Source organism: Streptomyces sp. NPDC001904 (genome assembly GCF_040297005.1).
Taxonomy (GTDB): Bacteria; Actinomycetota; Actinomycetes; order Streptomycetales; family Streptomycetaceae; genus Streptomyces.
Genome location: NZ_JBEOYI010000033.1, coordinates 40,920 through 58,735 on the forward strand (window position 1 = coordinate 40,920; position 17,816 = coordinate 58,735).

Here is a 17,816-nt window from a genome sequence, read left to right on the forward strand (position 1 = left end):
GGCGCCTCCGGCCAAGGCCGCCAGCAATCCCACCGACACTGGATCCATCCTGCACTCCCGTCCCCAGGATGTTCACTGACACTGGACACGCTACGAGAAACAGCGGTTCTTTCGAAGACCGGTGACGCTCCGGGATCAAATAGGCGGCCTGCACTCCACATTCGGCGATCTGCAGGGCATGCGCGAAGCCGCGAGAAGGCGCGCGATCTGCGCGCCCGGGAACCGCGGCACATGCAGCCACTTGTGTGCGTCGCGTGTGACACCGTCCAGTTCGGCCTGCGGGGCAGGGCCCGCACCGGTCAGGTCAGCTTTGCCGCTACGCACCCTGTACGCCACGACGACCGCGTCGACCTTGCGGGCACGAGCCGGCTGGTGCAGCCGCGCCTGCGAGGGTGCTACTCCCTGCCACCCCGGCCGGGGACAACCGCAGGACGGACGGCCGGGTGCTTCTCGCGCGGCGGCGGAGCGGACCGGCCTGCCCCTGTCCATCGGGATCTCGGGCGCTGACACGCACGATGGCCAGGCTCTCATCCCACTGAGGAAGGGCATTCCCCCGATCCGCTTGAGGCGAGAGCCCAGGCGACGGAGGCCCCAAAAGCCTCACGCCGACAAGGGCTCCGACTACAACCACTTGCGGCGATGGTTAGCCGGCAGGGGGATCCGGCACCGCATCGCCCGCAAGGGCTCCGAGACCTCGCAGCGGCTCGGCCGTCACCGCTGCACCATTGAACGCACCATGGCTTGGCTCGCCGGATGTCGACGCCTGCACCGCCGCTACGAACCAAGGCCGACCACTTCCTCGACTTCACCCGCATGGCCTGCACCCTGATCTGCTATCACAGACTCGACAGATGAGGCAGGCCAGGCAACTCACAGCCTGCGAAGGCCCGCGCCCCACAGAGAAGAATCCTTCATGACCTCGGCCCGGCTGTCTGCGCTCAATACCCTGCGCAGAAACTCCGTCATGCCGCAGTCAAAGCGCGTCCAAGTGTCATCGCCGTGGCTGAAGAGCACCACCGGCCAGTCCTCGGGACTGCCGTGGGCGAGCCAGCAGTACAGGTCGGCACTGCCATCCGCTCCCCAGGTCACCAGATCCTCGGCTGCTGCATCGATGCCCGTGGGTTCGGTGTCCACCCACGTTGCTCGCGTGTCCGCGGTAATGAACCCCATGCCGCCCTTCGGGGCGCCCGGCTCATCACAGGTCTCGGGAGTCACCATGGCAGGCACCAGCACACCGAGATCCAGGTTCGGCAGGCCGTCACCGTAGTGCGCGAGGAACTCCTTGAAGTCCGTGGGGAACACCAGCCCCCAAGCCCTTTGCACGGCCTCCCAGTCAACCACCACCCCGGCTCCGCCTGACGGAGGCATCAAGCGGATCAGACCAACGAGGCCAACTTGGTCAATCATGTCCCTGCCTAATCCGCCTCTTCTGCCGTGACGACCCTTCCTGGTACACCTGTGCGCCAACTGGGACCAACCGAGGTTCGGCGAAAGCCCGCTCGCTGCGGTAGGCGGTGTTGCTGGCGAGCAGGACGAGCACGGCTGCATGCGCCTCGGCTTCCCTGTGGCCATGGTCGCACTACTCACGTCTCGTCGTTGATCTCGGTGGCCCGGCAGGGCGCGGTGGCGCTGCTTTGCACGCTCTCGTCGATGGCCTGTTGTACCGCGCCGGCGTAGGCCTCGGCGCCGTCTCTGGGTCGCCTGTGCCTCTCCAACACGCGGTATAGGCGGGAGGGCGGCATGGCGGCGGCCATCGCGGCGGCTTGGCGGTCCGCGTGAGGGCTGGCCTCGACGCCTCATTGCTTACCGTGCACTAGCTCGTTAAGCGCAGGCGTTGCTACGTCGCGGTCGGCAACTCACGCCGCTGGGTGAAATTTGCGATGTGCCGCATAGCAACTTGTCGATATCTACGGCACGTTCTGTCCGATTCCGCCCAACTCCGCAGCCAGGTAGGCCTGTGACACGGACGAGGCAGGAGGGGAGCTTTCGCTATTCCGAGTTCGACAGATGCGTAACCTTTCCACTACACAGAGTGGATATACGCAGCTCCAGGCCTTCCTGCGTGCCCAGATGGGGCCATCAGCTGGAGGGCTGTCCGACCAACCGTTTGACGCAACACGGGGAGATTTTGTGACACCAGGTCATCGGCACCAGGCATTCTCCGGAGTTCGCGGTAGGGAAAGCGGACGCCTCCTCTTTTTCGCGGTGGGCAGTGTGGCAGCTCTCGCACTGACTGCTTGTTCCAGCTCCGACTCCAGCGACAGCGCATCGGCCAAGCCGCCGACTTCGGCGAGTTCCACGGCCTCTGCGAGCGCGGACCCGCATGCAGCAGACAAGAAGGCCGCCGGATCGGCGTACACGCAGTTCCGCGCCGAACAGGCCAAGGCCTACGCCAAGGGCAGCAGCAACGGCACCGAAGTGACCCGGTACGCGACCGGCGACGCCCTCGGCGAAGTGGAGGCGGATCTGCTCAGCCTCAGCAGCGGCGGGAATGTCGCCGAGGGCGCACCGGTCGTGGACGTTCGGAGCGTCACGATCGACGGCGGCGGCAAGCTGGCGAAGGCGTCCCTCACCGACTGCCTTGACGTGTCCAAGTGGCACACGGTCAGCAAGAAGACCCGCAAGCCGCTGCCGACGCCCTCGAATCAGCTGACCCGGTACGTCAACAAGGTGACGCTGGAGAAGTGGGGGAAGCGGTGGATGGTTCTGTCGGACAAGTCCACCGCGACGAAGTGCTGAGACCGAGAGCGTCCGCTGTTGCTGTCGCGACGTGCCTGACCGCGCTCTGCGTGGCAATAGCGCAGGACGCGGGCGCGGACGGCGGCCACGGCAGCGTTGGCCGCTGCGCGGGCAGCTTCGGCAAGGTGTGCGTGATCGCGCAGGACCCGGGCTCCGCAGGAGGCACGTCGGGCTCGACCTCCCCCACGGCCAAGGGGAAGCCCGGCAAGAAGGCCCCTGACGCACCGGTGTGCAAGGTGACGAAGCTGGACCCGCAGCCGCCTGCGGGAAGCAGCGAGTGGAAGGGTCACAAGCCCGGTGACGGTGCGATCTACATCCGGTCCTGTGTCAGCGGTGATAACGCGATCGGCATCACCCAGGACCAGACGTGGAGCACCTTCTGGGCGGCCGATGAGCCTCCGGAGGTCGATCCTGAGGTCCTGGCCCGCCAGGCGCTGTCGAAGATGACGCTGGCCGGTCCCGACATCGCCAGCCCTAAGGCTGACGGCACTTACGTGGTCGGGGTTCCGATGTGGCTGTGGGTCAACCGCTCGGCCACCGCCTTCGGCCCGCTGTCCGCCTCGGCGTCTGCAGGCGCGGTCACGGTGACCGCCACCGCGAAGGTCAGCAAGATCGTATGGCGGCTGGGTGACGGCGCGACCCTCACCTGCAACGGCCCCGGCACCCCCTATACCAAGGCCAGCGGCGGCAAGGAGTCGCCCACCTGCGGTCACCGCTACATGAAGACCTCAGCCCAGGCGCCGGGCAGCAAGTTCCAGGCCGCGGCGACGTCGACGTGGCTGGTCGACTGGCAGGTCAACGGAGGCGGCGAAACAGGTCAGTTCGTCGAGGTCCGCACCTCGACCGTCGCCGTCCCCGTCGGAGAGCTCCAGGCCGTCGGCGACTGACCGGCCCCATCCCCCGGTTCACACAGAAAGAGAGACCATCGTGAGCAAGTCGGCAGCGCCAGCCGCACCCGGGCAGGTGCCTGCGCAGTCCGCCGCACCGCAGCCGCCCTCAGGCCCGTCGGTCACCTTCCGCTCCCGACGCGGCCGGCCCAGCATGTACGCACTGGCCATCGCGCTGATCGCAGCAGGCGGAGGCGGAGGCTTCCTCGCCTTCCAGGCGACCGGCGAGCGCACCAGTGTGCTGAGCGTCGCGCACGCCGTGGACGCCGGCGACGTCATCAAGGACTCGGACCTGGTCGAGGACTCCGTCGCGCTGGGCACCGTTCTCAAGCCGTACAAGGCGTCTCAGCGCGAGCAGGTCATCGGCAAGCGCGCCGCAGTCGCGCTGGTGCCCGGCGCGCTGCTCAGCCGCGGGCAGGTCACCACCCGCACGCTGGTGAAGTCCGGCGAGCGCCTGGTGGGTATCGGGCTCAAGGCGGCGCAGATGCCCGCCACGCGGTTGTCGCCCGGTGACCGGGTCCTGGTGGTCTCCGCCGCCCCGGATGCAACGGACTCCTCGGGCCAGCCCGCCGAGACGGCCGAGCCGAAGGCCGTCGCCGCGCGCGTGGTCAAGACCGGCCCCCGGCAGGAGAACACCGGGGAGCAGGTAGTCGACGTGGCCGTGCCCGCCGAGGACGCCACATCGCTCGCCGCGCGTGCCCAGAGCGGCGACGTCGCCCTGGTCGTCGATGCGCCTGGAGACGGCAACTGATGGCAGTCATCACGCTGGTGGGGCTGCCCGGCGCTCCCGGGGTGACCAGCACGGCGATGGCGCTGCTGCGGACCTGGCCGCTGACGCAGGGCTGGCGGGTGGTGCTCGCCGAGTGTGATCCGGACGGCGGCTCGATCCTGCCCGGCGCGCTGCAGGGGCAGCTGGAGGCGGACCGGGGTCTGCGCAACCTGGCGATCTCCTCACGGATCGGGCCGCAGGATCTGGCAACGGCCTTCTGGCAGCAGCTGTTCTACGTGGAGGCTGACGAGCGGCAGGCCGAGGGCCGCCGCATGCTCCTGGCGGGTCTGACCGACATGGGGCAGGCCTCCAGTCTGGCCCCGGTGTGGCCGGAGCTGGCGGAGCTGTTCGGCGCGATCGAGGACCACCGGCACGATGTCCTGGTGGACCTCGGCCGCAACGGCGCCTTCGGTCCGGCCGGGGTCCTGGCACGGCGGGCTGATCTGGTCCTGGTGGTGATGCGCGGCACTCTGCGCAGCCTGCACATGGGCCGGGCCCGCATGCGCCATCTGCGCTCCGTTCTCGAGGGAGACGACGGCCGCGGCGCGTCAGCACACCTCGAAGTAGTCCTCATCAGGGAGGGCCCCTACGGTCCGCGCGAGGTCGAGGAAGCCGTCGGTGTCCCCGTCATCGCGCAACTGCCGTTCCGTCCCGACGAGGCCGCCGTGCTGTCCGACGGGGCCGGCGAGGGCAGCAAGTTCATGAAGAGCAAGCTGATGTCCGCGGCCGCCGTGTCCACCACCGCGATCCGGCAACGGGTCGCGCAGCGGCGTACCCGGCTCATCTCTCCGGTGCAGCAGCGTCTGCAGGGGGTGAGCCATCATGCGCGCTAACCCGGCCTACCGCGGCCCCGTGGGGCCCCCGATGTCTGCGGCATCACCCCCCTCCATGCCCACTGCCGTTCAGCGCGCGGGAGGGGCGACCCTGCCAGCGGTCAACAGTGCGGCGCTTCCCCGTCTGACGGTCGACGCACGGGCCGCCAACGAGATCAAGCGCCTGGTCAACGACCAGCTGCTCGCGGAAGCCAAGGTCAAGGCTGCTCTGGCCAACCCGGCGACCCGGGAGCAGCGCGGCCGCGCGCTGATCAATGAGCGGGTCATGGTGTGGGCCGATGCCGAGCGGCTGCGCTCAGGGGCGGTGTCTCCGGCGCACGAGGAGCAGATCCGCACGCTCGTCTTCGACATGCTGTTCCGTGCTGGGCGCCTTCAGCGGTATCTGGACGATGAGCGGGTCGAGGACATCTGGATCAACGGCCACGACCGGGTGTTTTTGAAGTACACCGATGACAGCACGCCGGTCGCGGTCGACGCGGTGGCCGACTCGGAGGCGGAGCTGCAGGAGTTGGTGCGCGACCTGGTGCGCAACAGTGGTCAGAGCGGCCGTACCTTCTCCACCGCCAGTCCGGATGTCGCCATCCGGCTCCCCGACGGCTCGCGGTTGCAGGCCATCGGCCCGGAGATTACCGGGGAGGCCACGCACGTCACGATTCGCCGGCACCGCATCAAGGACGCGAACCTCGCGGACATGGTGCGTCTGGGTGCGCTCGACGAGAACCTCGCAGCGCTGATCGCCGCGTGTGTGCGCGCCCGGCGCAACATCATGTTCGTCGGGGAGCAGTCGTCGGGGAAGACGTCGATGCTGCGTGCGGCGCTCAAGGAGATCCCGCAGCACGAGCGGTTCGCCACCATCGAGACGGAGTTCGAGCTGTGGGCGCACCGCAACGGCTATCACACGCAGGTGGTGCCGATGGAGGCCCGCGAGTCCAACGGCGAGCGGGTGGACGGCGGCCGCGCGGCGGGTGAGATCACGCTGCTGGACCTGATGTACCGGGCAAAGCGGATGTCGTTGACCCGGACGATCGTCGGTGAGGTCCGTGGTCCCGAGGTGACCGCGATGATGCAGGCGCTGACCAGTGACCGGCCGGGCAGCATGTGCACGCTGCACGCCTCCGAGCCGCACGTCGTCTTCGACCGGATCGCGGAGCTGTACCTGCTGGCGCGCGGCAATTTCAGCGAGGCGCTGGCCTACCGGCAGATCGCCAACGGCCTGCACCTGGTGGTGTTCATGTCGGTCGACGATTCAGGCCCCGTCAAGCGCCGCACGGTCAGCCATGTCTGGGAGATCACCGGCATCGGTGAAGGCGGCCGCCCCGCCTTCAACGAGTTGTACCGGCCGCTGTCGGGCAGCGGTCTGCGCGCGGTGCCGTACGCGCCGATGTCTCCGAACCTGCGTCGCCGCCTCGAGCACGTCGGGTTCCAGGCATTCGCCGAGTCGGCCGCCCCTGCTGCCTGGCAGGGGGTGGTGTCATGACGTCCCCGCTGGTGTGGGTCCTGTGCGGTGCGCTCGTCGCCGGTGGACTTGTCGCCCTGGCCGAGGCCGTCTTCGGGCAGCCACGCTCCCGGCAGGCCGCGTGGTCGCAGCGGTGGCAGCGGGCATGGTCCGGTGGTCTGGACGGTGCCCACCGCGCTGGCCGGCGGCGGGTGGTGCTGGGCGCTGCCGGCTGCACGTTCCTGGCGGCATGGCTGCTGTCCGGGGTGTTCACCGCGGCCGTGCTGCTGGGCGCCGCTGTCGTCGGCGTGCCGTGGCTGCTGGCGCCGAACACGTCGGTGACGGTGCGGATTTCACGGCTGGAGGCGCTCGAGGCGTGGACACAGCGGCTCTCGGAGATCCTGCGGCTCGGCTTCTCCCTGGAACAGGCCATCATCACCAGCCGCAAGAGTGCGCCGCCCGCCATCGCCGGTGAGGTCAGTGATCTCGCTGAGCGGCTGCAGGCCGGTTGGCTGCCCGCGGATGCGCTGAAGGACTTCTCCGATCAGCTGGACGACATCACCGCCGACAAGGTGTGCGCTGGGCTGATCCTGTGCGCCGTCGACCCAGGACCTGGGCTCGCTCAGGTCCTGGCCGACACTGCGGCCGCGGTGCGCAAGGAAGTCACTCAGCGCCGTGAGATCGAAGCCGGACGCGCCAAGTCCCGTACGGCGGTGCGGTGGATGACGCTCATCAGCCTGGGGCTGCTGCTGGCCGGGTTCCTGGTCCCCGACTACACCAAGCCCTACGGCACGGTGCTGGGGCAGCTGGTACTGGCCCTGCTCGGGGGCGCTTTCGCGGCGGTGCTGTGGTGGACCCGCAAACTGTCCAGCCACCGGCCCGTCCCGCGGTTTCTGATCGACGACCCGCGCAGCCAGGTGCGCATGCCCGAGGTGGAGCAGGTGACGTCATGAGCGTGCCGACGATGATCGTGTGCGGGGCGGTCGCCGGTGGCGGCGTGGCCCTGCTGGTGCGTGAACTGGTGCCGTCCGCTCCGAAACTCGGGCCCGCGCTGCGCCGCCTGGACCCGCCGGCTCCGGCGCCGGGGGCACGTGTGCCGAAAGCACCGTCGCTGGTGTGGGCGCAGCAGTGGGTGGAGCGGATGCCGGGCCGTCTGCCGCGCACGGATCTGGAGCTGCTGCGTAAGTCGCCTGAGCAGTTCTTGGTGAACAAGGTGTCCCTCGCGCTGATGGGTCTGTTCTCTCCGCTCGTGGTCGTCTTCGGCTGGATGCTGATGGGGCTGTCGGTGTCGGTGTTCATCCCGGGGCTGGCCGGGGTGGCGGCGGCCGTGGCCTTGTGGTTCGTGCCGGACTATCTGACGGCCAGCGAGGCCCGCCGCGCTCGGATCGAGTTCGAGTACGCGGCCGCCGCCTGGATCGATCTGGTCGCCATCCGGCTGGCCTCCAACGTGGCGCCGTCGCAGGCGCTGGAGGACGCGGCGCGTATCGGCAGGGGCTGGGCTTTCGCGCTCATCCAGGAGGCGCTGCTGCGCTCGCGCACCGAGAAGACGTCGCCCTGGCAGGCGCTGGACGACATGGGCGAGCGGCTGCGGCTGCCGGTGCTGCAGGACGTCGCCGACATCATGCGGCTGTCGTCCGACGACGGCGCATCCATCTACGACACGCTCCGCAACCGGGGCAAGGCCCAGAGCGGCGAGCTGATGGCCAGGGAGTCGGCACGGGCTCACGCCGACAGCGAGAAGCTGTCGGTGCCCGGCGCGCTTCTGGCGGTCATCGCCATGTTCCTCATCGCCTTCCCGGCGGTGCTGAGCATTTTCACCATCTGACCAGCAACAACGGCAATCACAGTGAGCGGGGAAAGTAATGATCAAGCAGCAGTTGAACAAGGTGCACATCGCAGCGACGCTGGGCGTCGCGAGCCTGCGCCGGCGCGCCGAAGCGGCACAGGAGGAGATCCGCGAGCGCGGCGACCGGGGAGAGGGCGTCCCCACCGTCATCATCATCGTCGCGACCATCGTGGGTGCCCTGCTGATCGCCGGTGGCCTGGCGGCGTTGTACTCCAAGGCCAACGGCAAGCTGGGCGACATCGACCTGGGCTGATGGCCGCCACCATGAGATCTCGACTCCCCGCGCGCCTGGCCGACGATCGCGGCTCCAGCCCGATCGCCATGGCCATCGTGTTTCCCGTCGTCCTGCTCGTCACCATCGCCGCGGTCCAGGGGTTCCTCTACGCCTACGCCCGCAACGTCGCCTATACCGCGGCGCGCGAAGGGGTGTCCGGCGGCCGCATGTATCAGGCGACCCCCGGTCAGGGGGCGGCCACGGCCCGTGCGGCGCTGAGTGAGTTGTCCGGTGACGTGTTGGTCGACGCCCGGGTGTCGACGGCCGGGTCATCGGCCGAACAGATCCAGATCCAGGTGACCGGGCGCGCGATCTCGCTGGTGCCGGGTCTGGGCGGGTGGTCGGTGTCTGCTTCGGCGTCGGGGCCGGTCGAACGATGGACTACAGCGCAGGGAGGGGCGCGGTGATCGAGCGTTTCACCGGCCGGGAGCGGGACCGCGGCGACGCCCCGATCGAGGCGGCGATCGTGGTCCCGCTCCTGATCGCTCTCGCGCTGCTGGTGGTGGCCGGTGCCCGGCTGTCGCTGTCGGGCCACCGCGTCGACGCAGCGGCGCAGGCAGCGGCCCGCGCCGCGTCCCTGGAGCGCTCCCCTGGCGCGGGGCGGTCCGCAGCTGTGGCTGCCGCCGAGCATTCGCTGAGCCAGGACGGGCAGAGCTGCGCGTCGACCAGCGTGCGAGCCAGCACGTCGGGCTTGGCCGTGCCTGTCGGCCAGGTCGGCTACGTCACGGTCACCGTCTCCTGCAGCGTGCCGCTCGGCGACCTGTTCTTCCTCGGCGGCGGCCCGAGCGCGCGCACCCTCACCGGCACGTACACATCGGTGGTCGACGCCTACCGGGAGCGCACATGATCTCTCGCCCGTACCGCCGTTACGCAGACCGCCGCTTGGCCGATGACCGGGGCGGCATCAGTGTGTTCGCTGCGATCATCTCGGTGCCTCTGCTGCTCGTCGGCGGGATCCTCGCCGTCGACAGCTTCGGTGTCACCCGGGCACACGAGAAGGCCGACGGCGCCGCCACCGAAGCAGCCCGTGCCGGTGCCCAGGCCCTGGATCTGAGCCAGGTCATTCCCGGTAAGGCCATCGCCGTTGACCCTGCGGCGGCAGCGGCCGCGGCCCGCGCCTACCTGGCGCGAGTCGGCGTGGACGGCACCGTGACCGTCACCGGCGGCGGCCGCCGCATCAACGTCCACGTGAGCGCCACCTACTCAGGGGTGTTCGCCCTGGCTTCCTGGACCGTGCACGCGTCGAGTTCGGCCACGCTGCTCCACGGGATCACTACCCCCGACAAGGACTGAACGATGACCCGCCCTCCCCTTCGCCCCTCGCCCCCGCGCTCCACCGGTGTGCGGCTGCTTCGCGCTGTCGCCGCGGTCCTGGCGCTGGGGCTGCTCGTGGTCGGTCTGCCGCTTCTCCTGACCGCTGCCACGCAGGCGGTCTGGTCGAGCGGCATCGACGCCTTCACGCATCTGCTGTCCCGCTCGGACACCCTGGCCGGCGGAGTGCTGGTGCTCTGTCTCGTCGGCTGGGCAGGATGGGCGACGTTCCTGATCTCGCTGCTGCGGGAAATCCCCGCCCAGCTGCGGGGGCGCACCGCGCGCGCCCTGCCGGGTATGCGGCTCAGCCAGCGGGCCGCGGCCATGCTGGTGGGAAGCATCATCGTGCTGCTGCCCACCGGCAGCGCGCTGGCCGCCACTCCGGCCTCCGCAACGACGCCGACCAGCGTGAGCAGCGTCCAGGCCGTCACGCCTCATCAGGAGCCGGCCGGCTCGCACGCTCGAGGCAGCTCTGCGGAGCACCAACGGGCACAGGGTGAGCAGCAGGACTTATACACGGTGCGGGACACCCGCCCGGCCGAGAGCCTGTGGAGCATCGCGGAACGCCTCTACGGCAAGGGCGAGTTGTACACGCACATCGCGCAGGCCAACGAGGGCAAGACGATGGTCGACGGCACCGTCTTCCACGCCGACGCCACGATCCGCCCGGGGTGGGTCCTCTCACTGCCAGCAGGAGTTCCGCACTCCGCCGCGGCCGCGCAGACGGGTGGGCTGTCGCCGCAGTTCGTGGCGCGTACGGACACGTCGGCGCAGACGCACACGGTGGTGAGCGGGGAATCGCTCTCGGCGATCGCTCAGGATGAGACGGGAAGCGCCGCCAACTGGCCGGACCTGTATGAGGCGTCCCGCGGTGAGCAGCCCGGGGGGCTCCCCCGCATCACCGATCCGGACCAGATCCTGCCCGGCCAGCGCGTCACCGTGCCCGCCGGCGAGGCCAGCGCCGACCGCGATCCGGGCGCCGGGAAGCAGCACGACGACTCCCAGCGCGAGGACAAGGGCGAGGGCGGGCAGGAACGTGACAGCGCCTCTCCTCCGCACGACGACGGGGCGCGCAGCGGCGGCCAGGACGATGCGGGCAGCGGCTCGCATCACGCCGACGGCGATGAGGACTCCGAAGCGAGCGCACCGCCCGCAGGTCAGGCTCCAGGCGCGAAGGAGTCGAGCGAATCCACCCAGGGCACTGGCGGACAGACCTCACAGGCTCCGTCCGCAGGGGCGACGACGACGTCACCGCCCGCTGCCGACTCGCCGCTCGTCCCTGACCAAAGCACCACTCCCCCGCTGCACCGCCCCGCCGGAGACGCAGCTGCCGGTGACACGACGTCCGAATCCCCGGCTGCTTCGGTGTCCGTGCAGACCGGGGCGGGGGTGCTTGCTCTGCTGGCCGCCGCGCTGACAGGCACCCTCGCGGTGCGGCGCATGCGGCAGCGCCGCCGCCGCAAGCCCGGCCAGACGCTGCCGGCAACCGCCACGGCTCCGCAGGAGGCCACGCTGGAACAGACGGCCGGTGACGGAGGCGACGGCGTGCAGCGGCTGCACGCTGCCCTGGCCGCGCTCGCTGCGAACGCCCCGGCCTCTCCCCCGCCCCTGCGGGGTGCGCGGATCACCCCCGCAGGCGTGGACGTACTCCCCGGCGACGTCACGGCCGTACTCCAGCGGCCCTTCACCGAAGCCCGAGCGGGTTGGTGGCACCTGCCGGACAGCCAGCCGCTGCCCGAGACTTCCGCACCGGGCATGCCCTATCCGGCGCTCGTGACCCTGGGAGCCGACCCGGCGCAGAACCTGGTCATGGCTCATCTGCCGTCCCTGCCCGTGCTGCTGGTGGACGGCACGCCCGAGGAGCGCGCCGAGGTGATCGCGTGCCTGGCTACCGAACTCGCCATCGGTCCGTCGGCCGACCACGTGGAGGTCATCGCCTGCGGGCTGGGCGCCATGGGCGCCGACGTGAGCGCGTTCGGCGTGCAGTACCTGCCGGACCCCCGCCTCGCAGCGAGCGAGTTCGCCTCCCGGGTCCTGGAGGCTCACCAGGAACCCGACGATGCGGCGATGCCGTACGTGGTGATGTGCGCCGGCGAGCTGGACGACGACACCGCCTGGCGGTTCGCCGAAACCCTCGACAAGGCGCGTGGCCTCGTGACGGCCGCGCTCATCCTGCCCGCAACGGCTGTCTCGGTCTTCCCCGAAGCCGAATCCGTCGATGCCACGCTCCAGGAACCGCAGCGCGTCGAGCAACTGGGATGCGACGTCGCCCTGCAGCGTCTGGACGCGGGATCCGCAGCGGCTCTGGCCGCCGCCTACCGGCAGACCAGCGAGGCGCCGGTGCAGGCTGAAGGAGTCTGGGAGCACGTGCCGCCCGAAGCGATCGCACTGCCCGACCGCGCCCCGGCAGTGCAGGCGGTTCCCACCGGAACCGCGGCGGGCCCGGCCGACGATGGCATCTCGGGTGATACCGACACCACGGCCGAGCAGGTGTCGCCCCCGGTCGTGGCCTCAAGCGCCCTGGACTCCCCCGGTGGCCCGGGCGATGTCCCCTTCCTGGCGCTGCACTCCAACCCGGACGCGGACTCCGACAGGGCGGACGACGCTGCGGGGAAGGCCGAGAAGGGCCCGCGGTTCATCGTCCCTTCCGCCTACGCCATCCTCGCTCCCGAGCGCCCCGCCCCGGTTCCGGAGACGGACGCGGACCGTGCCCTGGCCGAAGCCGGCGACAACACAACTCCACGGCTTCGAGTACTGGGCCGCATCGAGATGGAAGGCGTCGATCTGGAGCCGCGGCTGACGGAGCTCACAGCTCACCTGGTCCTCCGCCCCGGCAGTAGCGCAGATGTGATCTGTGAGGACCTGGGCGACAGCGAGCCGTGGTCGGCGCCCACCCTCAACGCCCGGCTACGAGGGCTGCGCAACAAACTCGGCTTGGACAGCAACGGGAAGCCGTACGTGCCTCAGCGGAAGGTGAAGAGCTCTCCATACACGGTCTCGGATCAGCTGCGGTGCGACTGGACGCAGTTCGAACGCCTCGCGGAGCTCGGCCTCAGCCGGGGCGCCGAAGGCCTGCACTACCTCGAGCGGGCCCTCACCCTCGTCCAGGGCGCGCCCCTGGGCGAGCACCCTGCGACGTGGATGGTGCCGTTGCGCACCTACATGCAGAACCGGATCACTGACGTCGCGCACACGGTCGCCACTCACCGCCTGGACGAAGGTCCCCACCAGGACTTCCCCAGTGCCCGCAAGGCCTGCGCGGTCGGCCTGGACGCCGACCCGCTCGCGGAGATCGTGCACCGCACGCTGATGAAGGTCGAAGCACAGGCCGGGAATCGTTCCGGACTGCGCGCAGCCGTCACCAGGTGGCAGGCCACCACCCGCCACCTCGACCGCGAGAGGATCGACCCGGTGACGCAGTGCCTGGTCGACGAACTCCTGGCCGCGTCCTGATCACTGGCTGGGCCGGGATCGATGAGTTCTGCCGGGCGGGAAGGTCTGCCCTTCGACATGGAATGATCCGGCCCGGCCCGAGGAGCACCCGATGCTGTACATGATCCAGATCAATGTGGAAGCCGACAGCTGGGACAGCGTCATGGCGGGCTACAGCGAAGACGACACGAAGGCAATGTTCGCCCACATGGGGGCGCTGAACGACGAGCTGACCGCGGCGGGCGAGCTGGTCGAGGTCCGCGGGCTCGGCGGGCCCGGCCTGGCGAAGACGGTACGGGCGAGCGAGAAGGGAGCTCCGCAGGTAACGGACGGGCCCTCGCTCAAGGGCGGGATCCTCGCCGGGTACTGGGTCGTCGACGTCGCGAGCGAGGAGCGGTCGATCGAGATCGCCGCACGAGCCTCAGCGTGTCCCGGGCCGGGCGGGACCCCGTGCAACGATCCCGTCGAGATCCACAGGATCCCCGCCGCTCCCACCGCCTGACCCCCGGCGGCGGAGCGGTGGGGGTGTCGTTCAAAATCGCGGACACGGCGCCGGTGCTGCAGGAACCAGAGAGTGTGTTCGATCACCCAGTGCCGGGGCAGCAGAGTGAACCGCAGACGGCGAGGTCGCGTTGAACGACTTCGAGATCGCGAAGACTCCGACGCCGCCAAGAAGATCGCCGGACACAAACGCCACCGCCTTGTCACCGACACCCTCAGGCTACTGCTGGCTGGCCAGCCCGTAGTCGACCGGGTTTCACGAACGCATGGGGCGCGTCGCCTTGGCTCTGCGGTGTTTTAGAGAAAGAGTCGCTTCGGTCGCTTCGGTCTTCTACGGTTTGCGGAAGGCGCGGCGGACAGCGACGCAAGCGACGCTAGGTCGCACATGCGGCAGCTCAACACACCCGCCGCACGCGTACCTCCCCAACCAGCTTCCGCGAGGCGTTAGCCTATGCGCACAACACATTCTGATGTTGAGTCGCTTCGGTCGCTGGAAAGGCTGATATATGCTCGGTGAGCTGGGGTTTCCTCCCGCTGGCTCAGTAGCTGATGCAGCGACTGAAGCGTCACGAACAGCGCTACAGACCGCGCTTGCCTGTGCCGAGCGAAGCTGGCCGATCCTCCCCTTGGCCCCCGGACGCAAGACTCCGGCAGCCAACTGTGCGCGCTGTCAGGGGTCAGCTCACTCCCCCGCCAGCTGCGAGTGCCTCGCACAGGGACGCTGGTGCCACGGCTTCCACGCAGCGACTGACGACAGCGACCGTATCCGTAGCTGGTGGAAGACCCAGCCACGGTTCGGTGTTGGAGTGGCCTGCGGAGCTGCCAACCTACTTGTCCTGGACGTTGACGCTCACCAGACACCGCTTCCTCAGCGCGGCCGGCTACTGCCCGGCATCCCGATCGGGGAGCACGTCAGGTTGGACGGGCTTCAGCACGGCTTCCACAGCCTGGCTCTGCTGGCCGCCCTGCGGCAGGAGGCGGATCCGGCTCACGACACCGCGACACTGCGGGTGCGTACCCCGAGCGGCGGCCTCCATGTGTGGTACCGAACCAAGCCGGAGCAGACGTGGCTGTGCTCCACCGGCTCGAGCCCTCGCCGTGCGCTGGCCTGGCAAGTGGATGTACGCGCTCAGGGCGGCTACATCGTGGCGCCCAACACTGTCACGGGCAGCGGCCGTTACACGGTTCTGCCCGGCAGTTCAACGCCAGCGCCCTTGCCAAGCTGGCTGGAGATCGAGCTAATCCGCACCGGTCACCAGCACGCCTCCTTGCCTCGGCAAAGCACTGGTCATGCGACGCCGTTTAGGGCCCGCCAGGCAGTCATTGCTGCGGGGGCCGGCCGGGACAGCGCCACGCGAATCCTTGCGGCCGCGCTTGCTGCAGTCGCTGACTGTAGGTCCGTTCCTGAAGGAGCTTCGTTCACCGAGAAGCTGAACCGGGCCGCGTTCACCACCGGCGGTCTCGTCGCTGCTGGGCATTTGGATCAGCACGCCGCCGAGACCGTACTGCTGGAGGCTGCCGATCACGCCCGTCCGGGGCAGCAAGGCCGCTCCGTCTCCGTCATCCGTGCCGGCCTCATGGCCGGCATGCGACGCCCCCTCGTCCTGAAAGACGACCGCCCGTGAACCACAACTACCCCGACGACGGGCTGTTCGACCCGGCGGCCATCGCCCAGCAGATCCTCAATCCTCCCGCGCTGCCTGCCCAGACCCAGGCCTCGCCCGCGCTGGCCAACACGGCCGCCACGTCCCAGGGGCTTCTTCCCGACTCACTGAGCGACCGGGGCAACGCCAAGCTGTTCGTGCACCTCTACGGCCGGGACTTCAGACATGTGCCCGGCCTCGGCTGGTATCGCTGGTCGGGCTACCGCTGGGAGATCGACGAGGACGACGCTGTGTTGTGGGCGGCGGGTGAGATGGCCGAGGCTCTCGCAGAGGAAGATGCCAGCGGCCACCACTCCTCCACGACCCTTCGTCGTCACCGCCGCCGCGCCCTTTCGACCTCCGGCATGAAAGCCATGCTGATGCAGGCCAAGTCTGCACCAGGGATGGTTCTCAACGCCTCTCTGCTGGACGCCGACCCGTACGCGCTGTGCACCCCTGACGGGGTGGTCGACCTTCGCACCGGGATGCTGCAGAGCCCCGACCCGGAAAAGCACCTGCACTCGCGCTCGACGGCACTCGCCCCACGGGCAATGAAAGCTCCCCGCTGGCAGCGTTTTCTGCTCGATACCTTCGGTGACGACACTGAAGGGCAGGAAATGATCAGCTTCCTGCATCTGCTGCTGGGCTACTCAACCACCGGGGATGTCGGCGCGCAGATCATGCCGTTTCTGTACGGGCTGGGCAAGAACGGCAAGAGTGTGCTGTTGGATGTGATGGTGAAGTTGCTGGGCGACTACGCCGACGCGGCGCCGCCGGGGTTTCTCATGGCCAAGCCGTTCGAGGGCCACCCTACCGACCTGGCGGAACTGCACGGGCGGCGCATCATCGTCTGCTCCGAACTCAAGCCTGGAGACCGCTTCGACGAGGCCCGCGTCAAGCTGCTCACCGGTGGCGACCGCATCAAGGCCCGCAGGATGCGCCAGGACTTCTTCTCGTTCACGCCCACGCACAAACTGTGGCTGCTCGGCAACCACCGCCCGGAAGTGAACACGGGCGGCTACGCGTTCTGGCGTCGAATGAAGTTGATCCCCTTCGAGCGGGCCGTTGCCGACCACCGCAAGGTCGACAATCTCGCCGACATTCTGGTCACAGAGGAAGGGCCCGGCATCCTGCACTGGCTCATCACTGGAGCCCAGCGCTACCTCAATGGGGAGAAGGATCTGACCGGGCCCCAGCAGGTGCGCACAGCAACCACCGCATATGCGGAAACCGAAGACCACACCGGCCGTTTCCTGACTGAGTGCTGCACCATGCACCCTGCAATGCGCGCTGAGCAGGCCCAGCTCTACGCCTCCTACAAGCAGTGGTGCTCGCTCGAAGGGGCCAACCCCGTCTCCTCTCGCGCCTTCGCCGCCCGGGTGCGTGAGACCGTCGGTCTCTCCTCCCCCAAAGAAATGATCTTGTCGAACCAGCGCAAGTACTATCCAGGTATCGGGCTGAACGCTGAGGCGGAGGAAGCAACGGCATGAGCTCCCTGATCGAACCCAGCCAGATCGCCCACGAACAGGACCTGATCTGGCTCGAGGACACCGACACCCTCGACTACGTCCGCCAGAGCCTCGACCGGCTGCCCACCCGACGTGGCAAGCCGGCCTACCATCGCGACGGACGCATGATCGGCTACGCCACCCTTTCGTCTGAGGCCCGTGCCTCGCGCGCCTCAGGGACCTTCCTGCGCAGAGTCTTCTGGCTGCTCCCCCACGACCGAGACCAGCAGCCGGGCGGGCTTTACGCCTCTGCGGCCCCATCCGAAGGCGTTGACCCGCGGACGCTCGCAGTCGGCATCAAGGGCTATAAGACTGAGCGTTCCGAAGGAGGCCCGCCCTCGGACGCCATGCGGGAGCTCGGGATAGAGCTACCGAAGAGCTGACGACGGCGCACCCAGCGACTGAGCGACTCTGCGCGGGCAGGGCACAGAAACAGACATGAGGCCAGCTACCGAGCACCCAGCGTCTTTCGCTGTTCGGTAGCTGGCCTCAGTAGCTCAGAGAAATAGCAGGTCAGAGTGGGTATAGCCCTAGCGGAAGCGACTCTAGCGACGCAAGGCCAGAACTATAACGACATAACCCTGTGCGCGTGCGTGTCATAGATAGGTAAGTTGAGTCGCTTCAGTCGCTTCGATGGC

General features: G+C 68.9%; 17 protein-coding genes and 1 pseudogene. 17 read left to right on the forward strand and 1 reads right to left on the reverse strand.

Going from position 1 to position 17,816, the window contains the following annotated elements; translation table 11 throughout:
- Window positions 1-463: 463 nt before the first annotated feature.
- Window positions 464-855: pseudogene (locus tag ABT127_RS34755) on the forward strand (transposase); the annotation flags it as partial.
- 15 nt (window positions 856-870) lie between these two features.
- Here ABT127_RS34755 and ABT127_RS34760 read toward each other — a convergent pair.
- The gene (locus tag ABT127_RS34760) at window positions 871-1,407 is read right to left on the reverse strand and encodes an SMI1/KNR4 family protein (protein WP_351459081.1); all 537 of its coding nucleotides are present in this window, start codon (window positions 1,405-1,407) and stop codon (window positions 871-873) included.
- Window positions 1,408-2,214: 807 nt separating this feature from the next.
- On the opposite strand from ABT127_RS34760, the gene ABT127_RS34765 reads away from it, so the two are divergent.
- The 16 genes from ABT127_RS34765 to ABT127_RS34845 all read left to right on the forward strand — a co-directional run bounded on the left by ABT127_RS34765 (window position 2,215) and on the right by ABT127_RS34845 (window position 17,561).
- Complete coding sequence (locus ABT127_RS34765; protein WP_351459083.1) at window positions 2,215-2,739, forward strand: hypothetical protein; 525 nt, start codon at window positions 2,215-2,217, stop codon at window positions 2,737-2,739.
- A gap of 50 nt (window positions 2,740-2,789) precedes the next feature.
- The gene (locus ABT127_RS34770) at window positions 2,790-3,626 is read left to right on the forward strand and encodes an ATP/GTP-binding protein (RefSeq protein ID WP_351459086.1); all 837 of its coding nucleotides are present in this window, start codon (window positions 2,790-2,792) and stop codon (window positions 3,624-3,626) included.
- A 40-nt stretch (window positions 3,627-3,666) separates the two neighbouring features.
- On the forward strand, window positions 3,667-4,377 hold the full coding sequence (locus ABT127_RS34775) for a CpaB family protein (RefSeq protein WP_351459088.1): 711 nt from the start codon (window positions 3,667-3,669) through the stop codon (window positions 4,375-4,377).
- Window positions 4,377-5,228 (forward strand): CpaE/TadZ family protein, encoded by an 852-nt coding sequence (locus ABT127_RS34780; protein WP_351459091.1) that lies wholly within the window; start codon window positions 4,377-4,379, stop codon window positions 5,226-5,228. Before ABT127_RS34775 ends, ABT127_RS34780 begins: the two co-directional genes overlap by 1 nt.
- A 55-nt stretch (window positions 5,229-5,283) precedes the next feature.
- Window positions 5,284-6,705 (forward strand): TadA family conjugal transfer-associated ATPase, encoded by a 1,422-nt coding sequence (locus ABT127_RS34785; protein WP_351459093.1) that lies wholly within the window; start codon window positions 5,284-5,286, stop codon window positions 6,703-6,705.
- Window positions 6,702-7,616 carry a type II secretion system F family protein gene (locus tag ABT127_RS34790; RefSeq protein WP_351459096.1) on the forward strand — a complete coding sequence of 305 codons (915 nt, stop codon included), beginning with the start codon at window positions 6,702-6,704 and terminating at the stop codon, window positions 7,614-7,616. Before ABT127_RS34785 ends, ABT127_RS34790 begins: the two co-directional genes overlap by 4 nt.
- Entirely contained in the window at window positions 7,613-8,488 is an 876-nt protein-coding gene (locus tag ABT127_RS34795; protein WP_351459099.1) for a type II secretion system F family protein, read from the forward strand. Before ABT127_RS34790 ends, ABT127_RS34795 begins: the two co-directional genes overlap by 4 nt.
- Window positions 8,489-8,525: 37 nt before the next feature.
- Window positions 8,526-8,762, forward strand: a complete 237-nt coding sequence (locus ABT127_RS34800; RefSeq protein ID WP_351459101.1) for a hypothetical protein — start codon at window positions 8,526-8,528, stop codon at window positions 8,760-8,762.
- On the forward strand, window positions 8,762-9,190 hold the full coding sequence (locus tag ABT127_RS34805; RefSeq protein ID WP_351459104.1) for a TadE/TadG family type IV pilus assembly protein: 429 nt from the start codon (window positions 8,762-8,764) through the stop codon (window positions 9,188-9,190). The genes ABT127_RS34800 and ABT127_RS34805 overlap by 1 nt, the downstream gene beginning before the upstream one ends.
- Window positions 9,187-9,630, forward strand: coding sequence for a TadE/TadG family type IV pilus assembly protein (locus tag ABT127_RS34810; protein ID WP_351459107.1), 444 nt, complete (start codon window positions 9,187-9,189; stop codon window positions 9,628-9,630). The genes ABT127_RS34805 and ABT127_RS34810 overlap by 4 nt, the downstream gene beginning before the upstream one ends.
- Window positions 9,627-10,076, forward strand: coding sequence for a pilus assembly protein TadG-related protein (locus tag ABT127_RS34815; RefSeq protein ID WP_351459110.1), 450 nt, complete (start codon window positions 9,627-9,629; stop codon window positions 10,074-10,076). The genes ABT127_RS34810 and ABT127_RS34815 overlap by 4 nt, the downstream gene beginning before the upstream one ends.
- Before the next feature lie 3 nt (window positions 10,077-10,079).
- A complete protein-coding gene (locus ABT127_RS34820; RefSeq protein ID WP_351459113.1) occupies window positions 10,080-13,547 on the forward strand; it encodes a BTAD domain-containing putative transcriptional regulator in 3,468 nt (1,155 codons plus the stop codon).
- Between the two features lie 91 nt (window positions 13,548-13,638).
- A complete protein-coding gene (locus ABT127_RS34825) occupies window positions 13,639-14,028 on the forward strand; it encodes a YciI family protein (protein WP_351459115.1) in 390 nt (129 codons plus the stop codon).
- Window positions 14,029-14,533: 505 nt separating this feature from the next.
- Window positions 14,534-15,652 carry a bifunctional DNA primase/polymerase gene (locus ABT127_RS34835; RefSeq protein ID WP_351459118.1) on the forward strand — a complete coding sequence of 373 codons (1,119 nt, stop codon included), beginning with the start codon at window positions 14,534-14,536 and terminating at the stop codon, window positions 15,650-15,652.
- The gene (locus tag ABT127_RS34840; RefSeq protein ID WP_502971831.1) at window positions 15,649-17,160 is read left to right on the forward strand and encodes a DNA primase family protein; all 1,512 of its coding nucleotides are present in this window, start codon (window positions 15,649-15,651) and stop codon (window positions 17,158-17,160) included. Before ABT127_RS34835 ends, ABT127_RS34840 begins: the two co-directional genes overlap by 4 nt.
- Entirely contained in the window at window positions 17,157-17,561 is a 405-nt protein-coding gene (locus tag ABT127_RS34845; protein ID WP_351459121.1) for a DUF6009 family protein, read from the forward strand. The genes ABT127_RS34840 and ABT127_RS34845 overlap by 4 nt, the downstream gene beginning before the upstream one ends.
- The last annotated feature ends 255 nt before the right edge of the window (window positions 17,562-17,816 follow it).

Excerpts from the sequence above, each read along its gene's own strand:
- ABT127_RS34760 (WP_351459081.1), bottom strand. The coding sequence starts at position 1,407 with ATGATTGACCAAGTTGGCCTCGTTGGTCTGATCCGCTTGATGCCTCCG.
- ABT127_RS34780 (WP_351459091.1), top strand. The coding sequence starts at position 4,377 with ATGGCAGTCATCACGCTGGTGGGGCTGCCCGGCGCTCCCGGGGTGACC.
- ABT127_RS34785 (WP_351459093.1), top strand. The coding sequence starts at position 5,284 with ATGCCCACTGCCGTTCAGCGCGCGGGAGGGGCGACCCTGCCAGCGGTC.
- ABT127_RS34790 (WP_351459096.1), top strand. The coding sequence starts at position 6,702 with ATGACGTCCCCGCTGGTGTGGGTCCTGTGCGGTGCGCTCGTCGCCGGT.
- ABT127_RS34795 (WP_351459099.1), top strand. The coding sequence starts at position 7,613 with ATGAGCGTGCCGACGATGATCGTGTGCGGGGCGGTCGCCGGTGGCGGC.
- ABT127_RS34800 (WP_351459101.1), top strand. The coding sequence starts at position 8,526 with ATGATCAAGCAGCAGTTGAACAAGGTGCACATCGCAGCGACGCTGGGC.
- ABT127_RS34805 (WP_351459104.1), top strand. The coding sequence starts at position 8,762 with ATGGCCGCCACCATGAGATCTCGACTCCCCGCGCGCCTGGCCGACGAT.
- ABT127_RS34815 (WP_351459110.1), top strand. The coding sequence starts at position 9,627 with ATGATCTCTCGCCCGTACCGCCGTTACGCAGACCGCCGCTTGGCCGAT.
- ABT127_RS34820 (WP_351459113.1), top strand. The coding sequence starts at position 10,080 with ATGACCCGCCCTCCCCTTCGCCCCTCGCCCCCGCGCTCCACCGGTGTG.
- ABT127_RS34825 (WP_351459115.1), top strand. The coding sequence starts at position 13,639 with ATGCTGTACATGATCCAGATCAATGTGGAAGCCGACAGCTGGGACAGC.
- ABT127_RS34835 (WP_351459118.1), top strand. The coding sequence starts at position 14,534 with ATGCTCGGTGAGCTGGGGTTTCCTCCCGCTGGCTCAGTAGCTGATGCA.
- ABT127_RS34845 (WP_351459121.1), top strand. The coding sequence starts at position 17,157 with ATGAGCTCCCTGATCGAACCCAGCCAGATCGCCCACGAACAGGACCTG.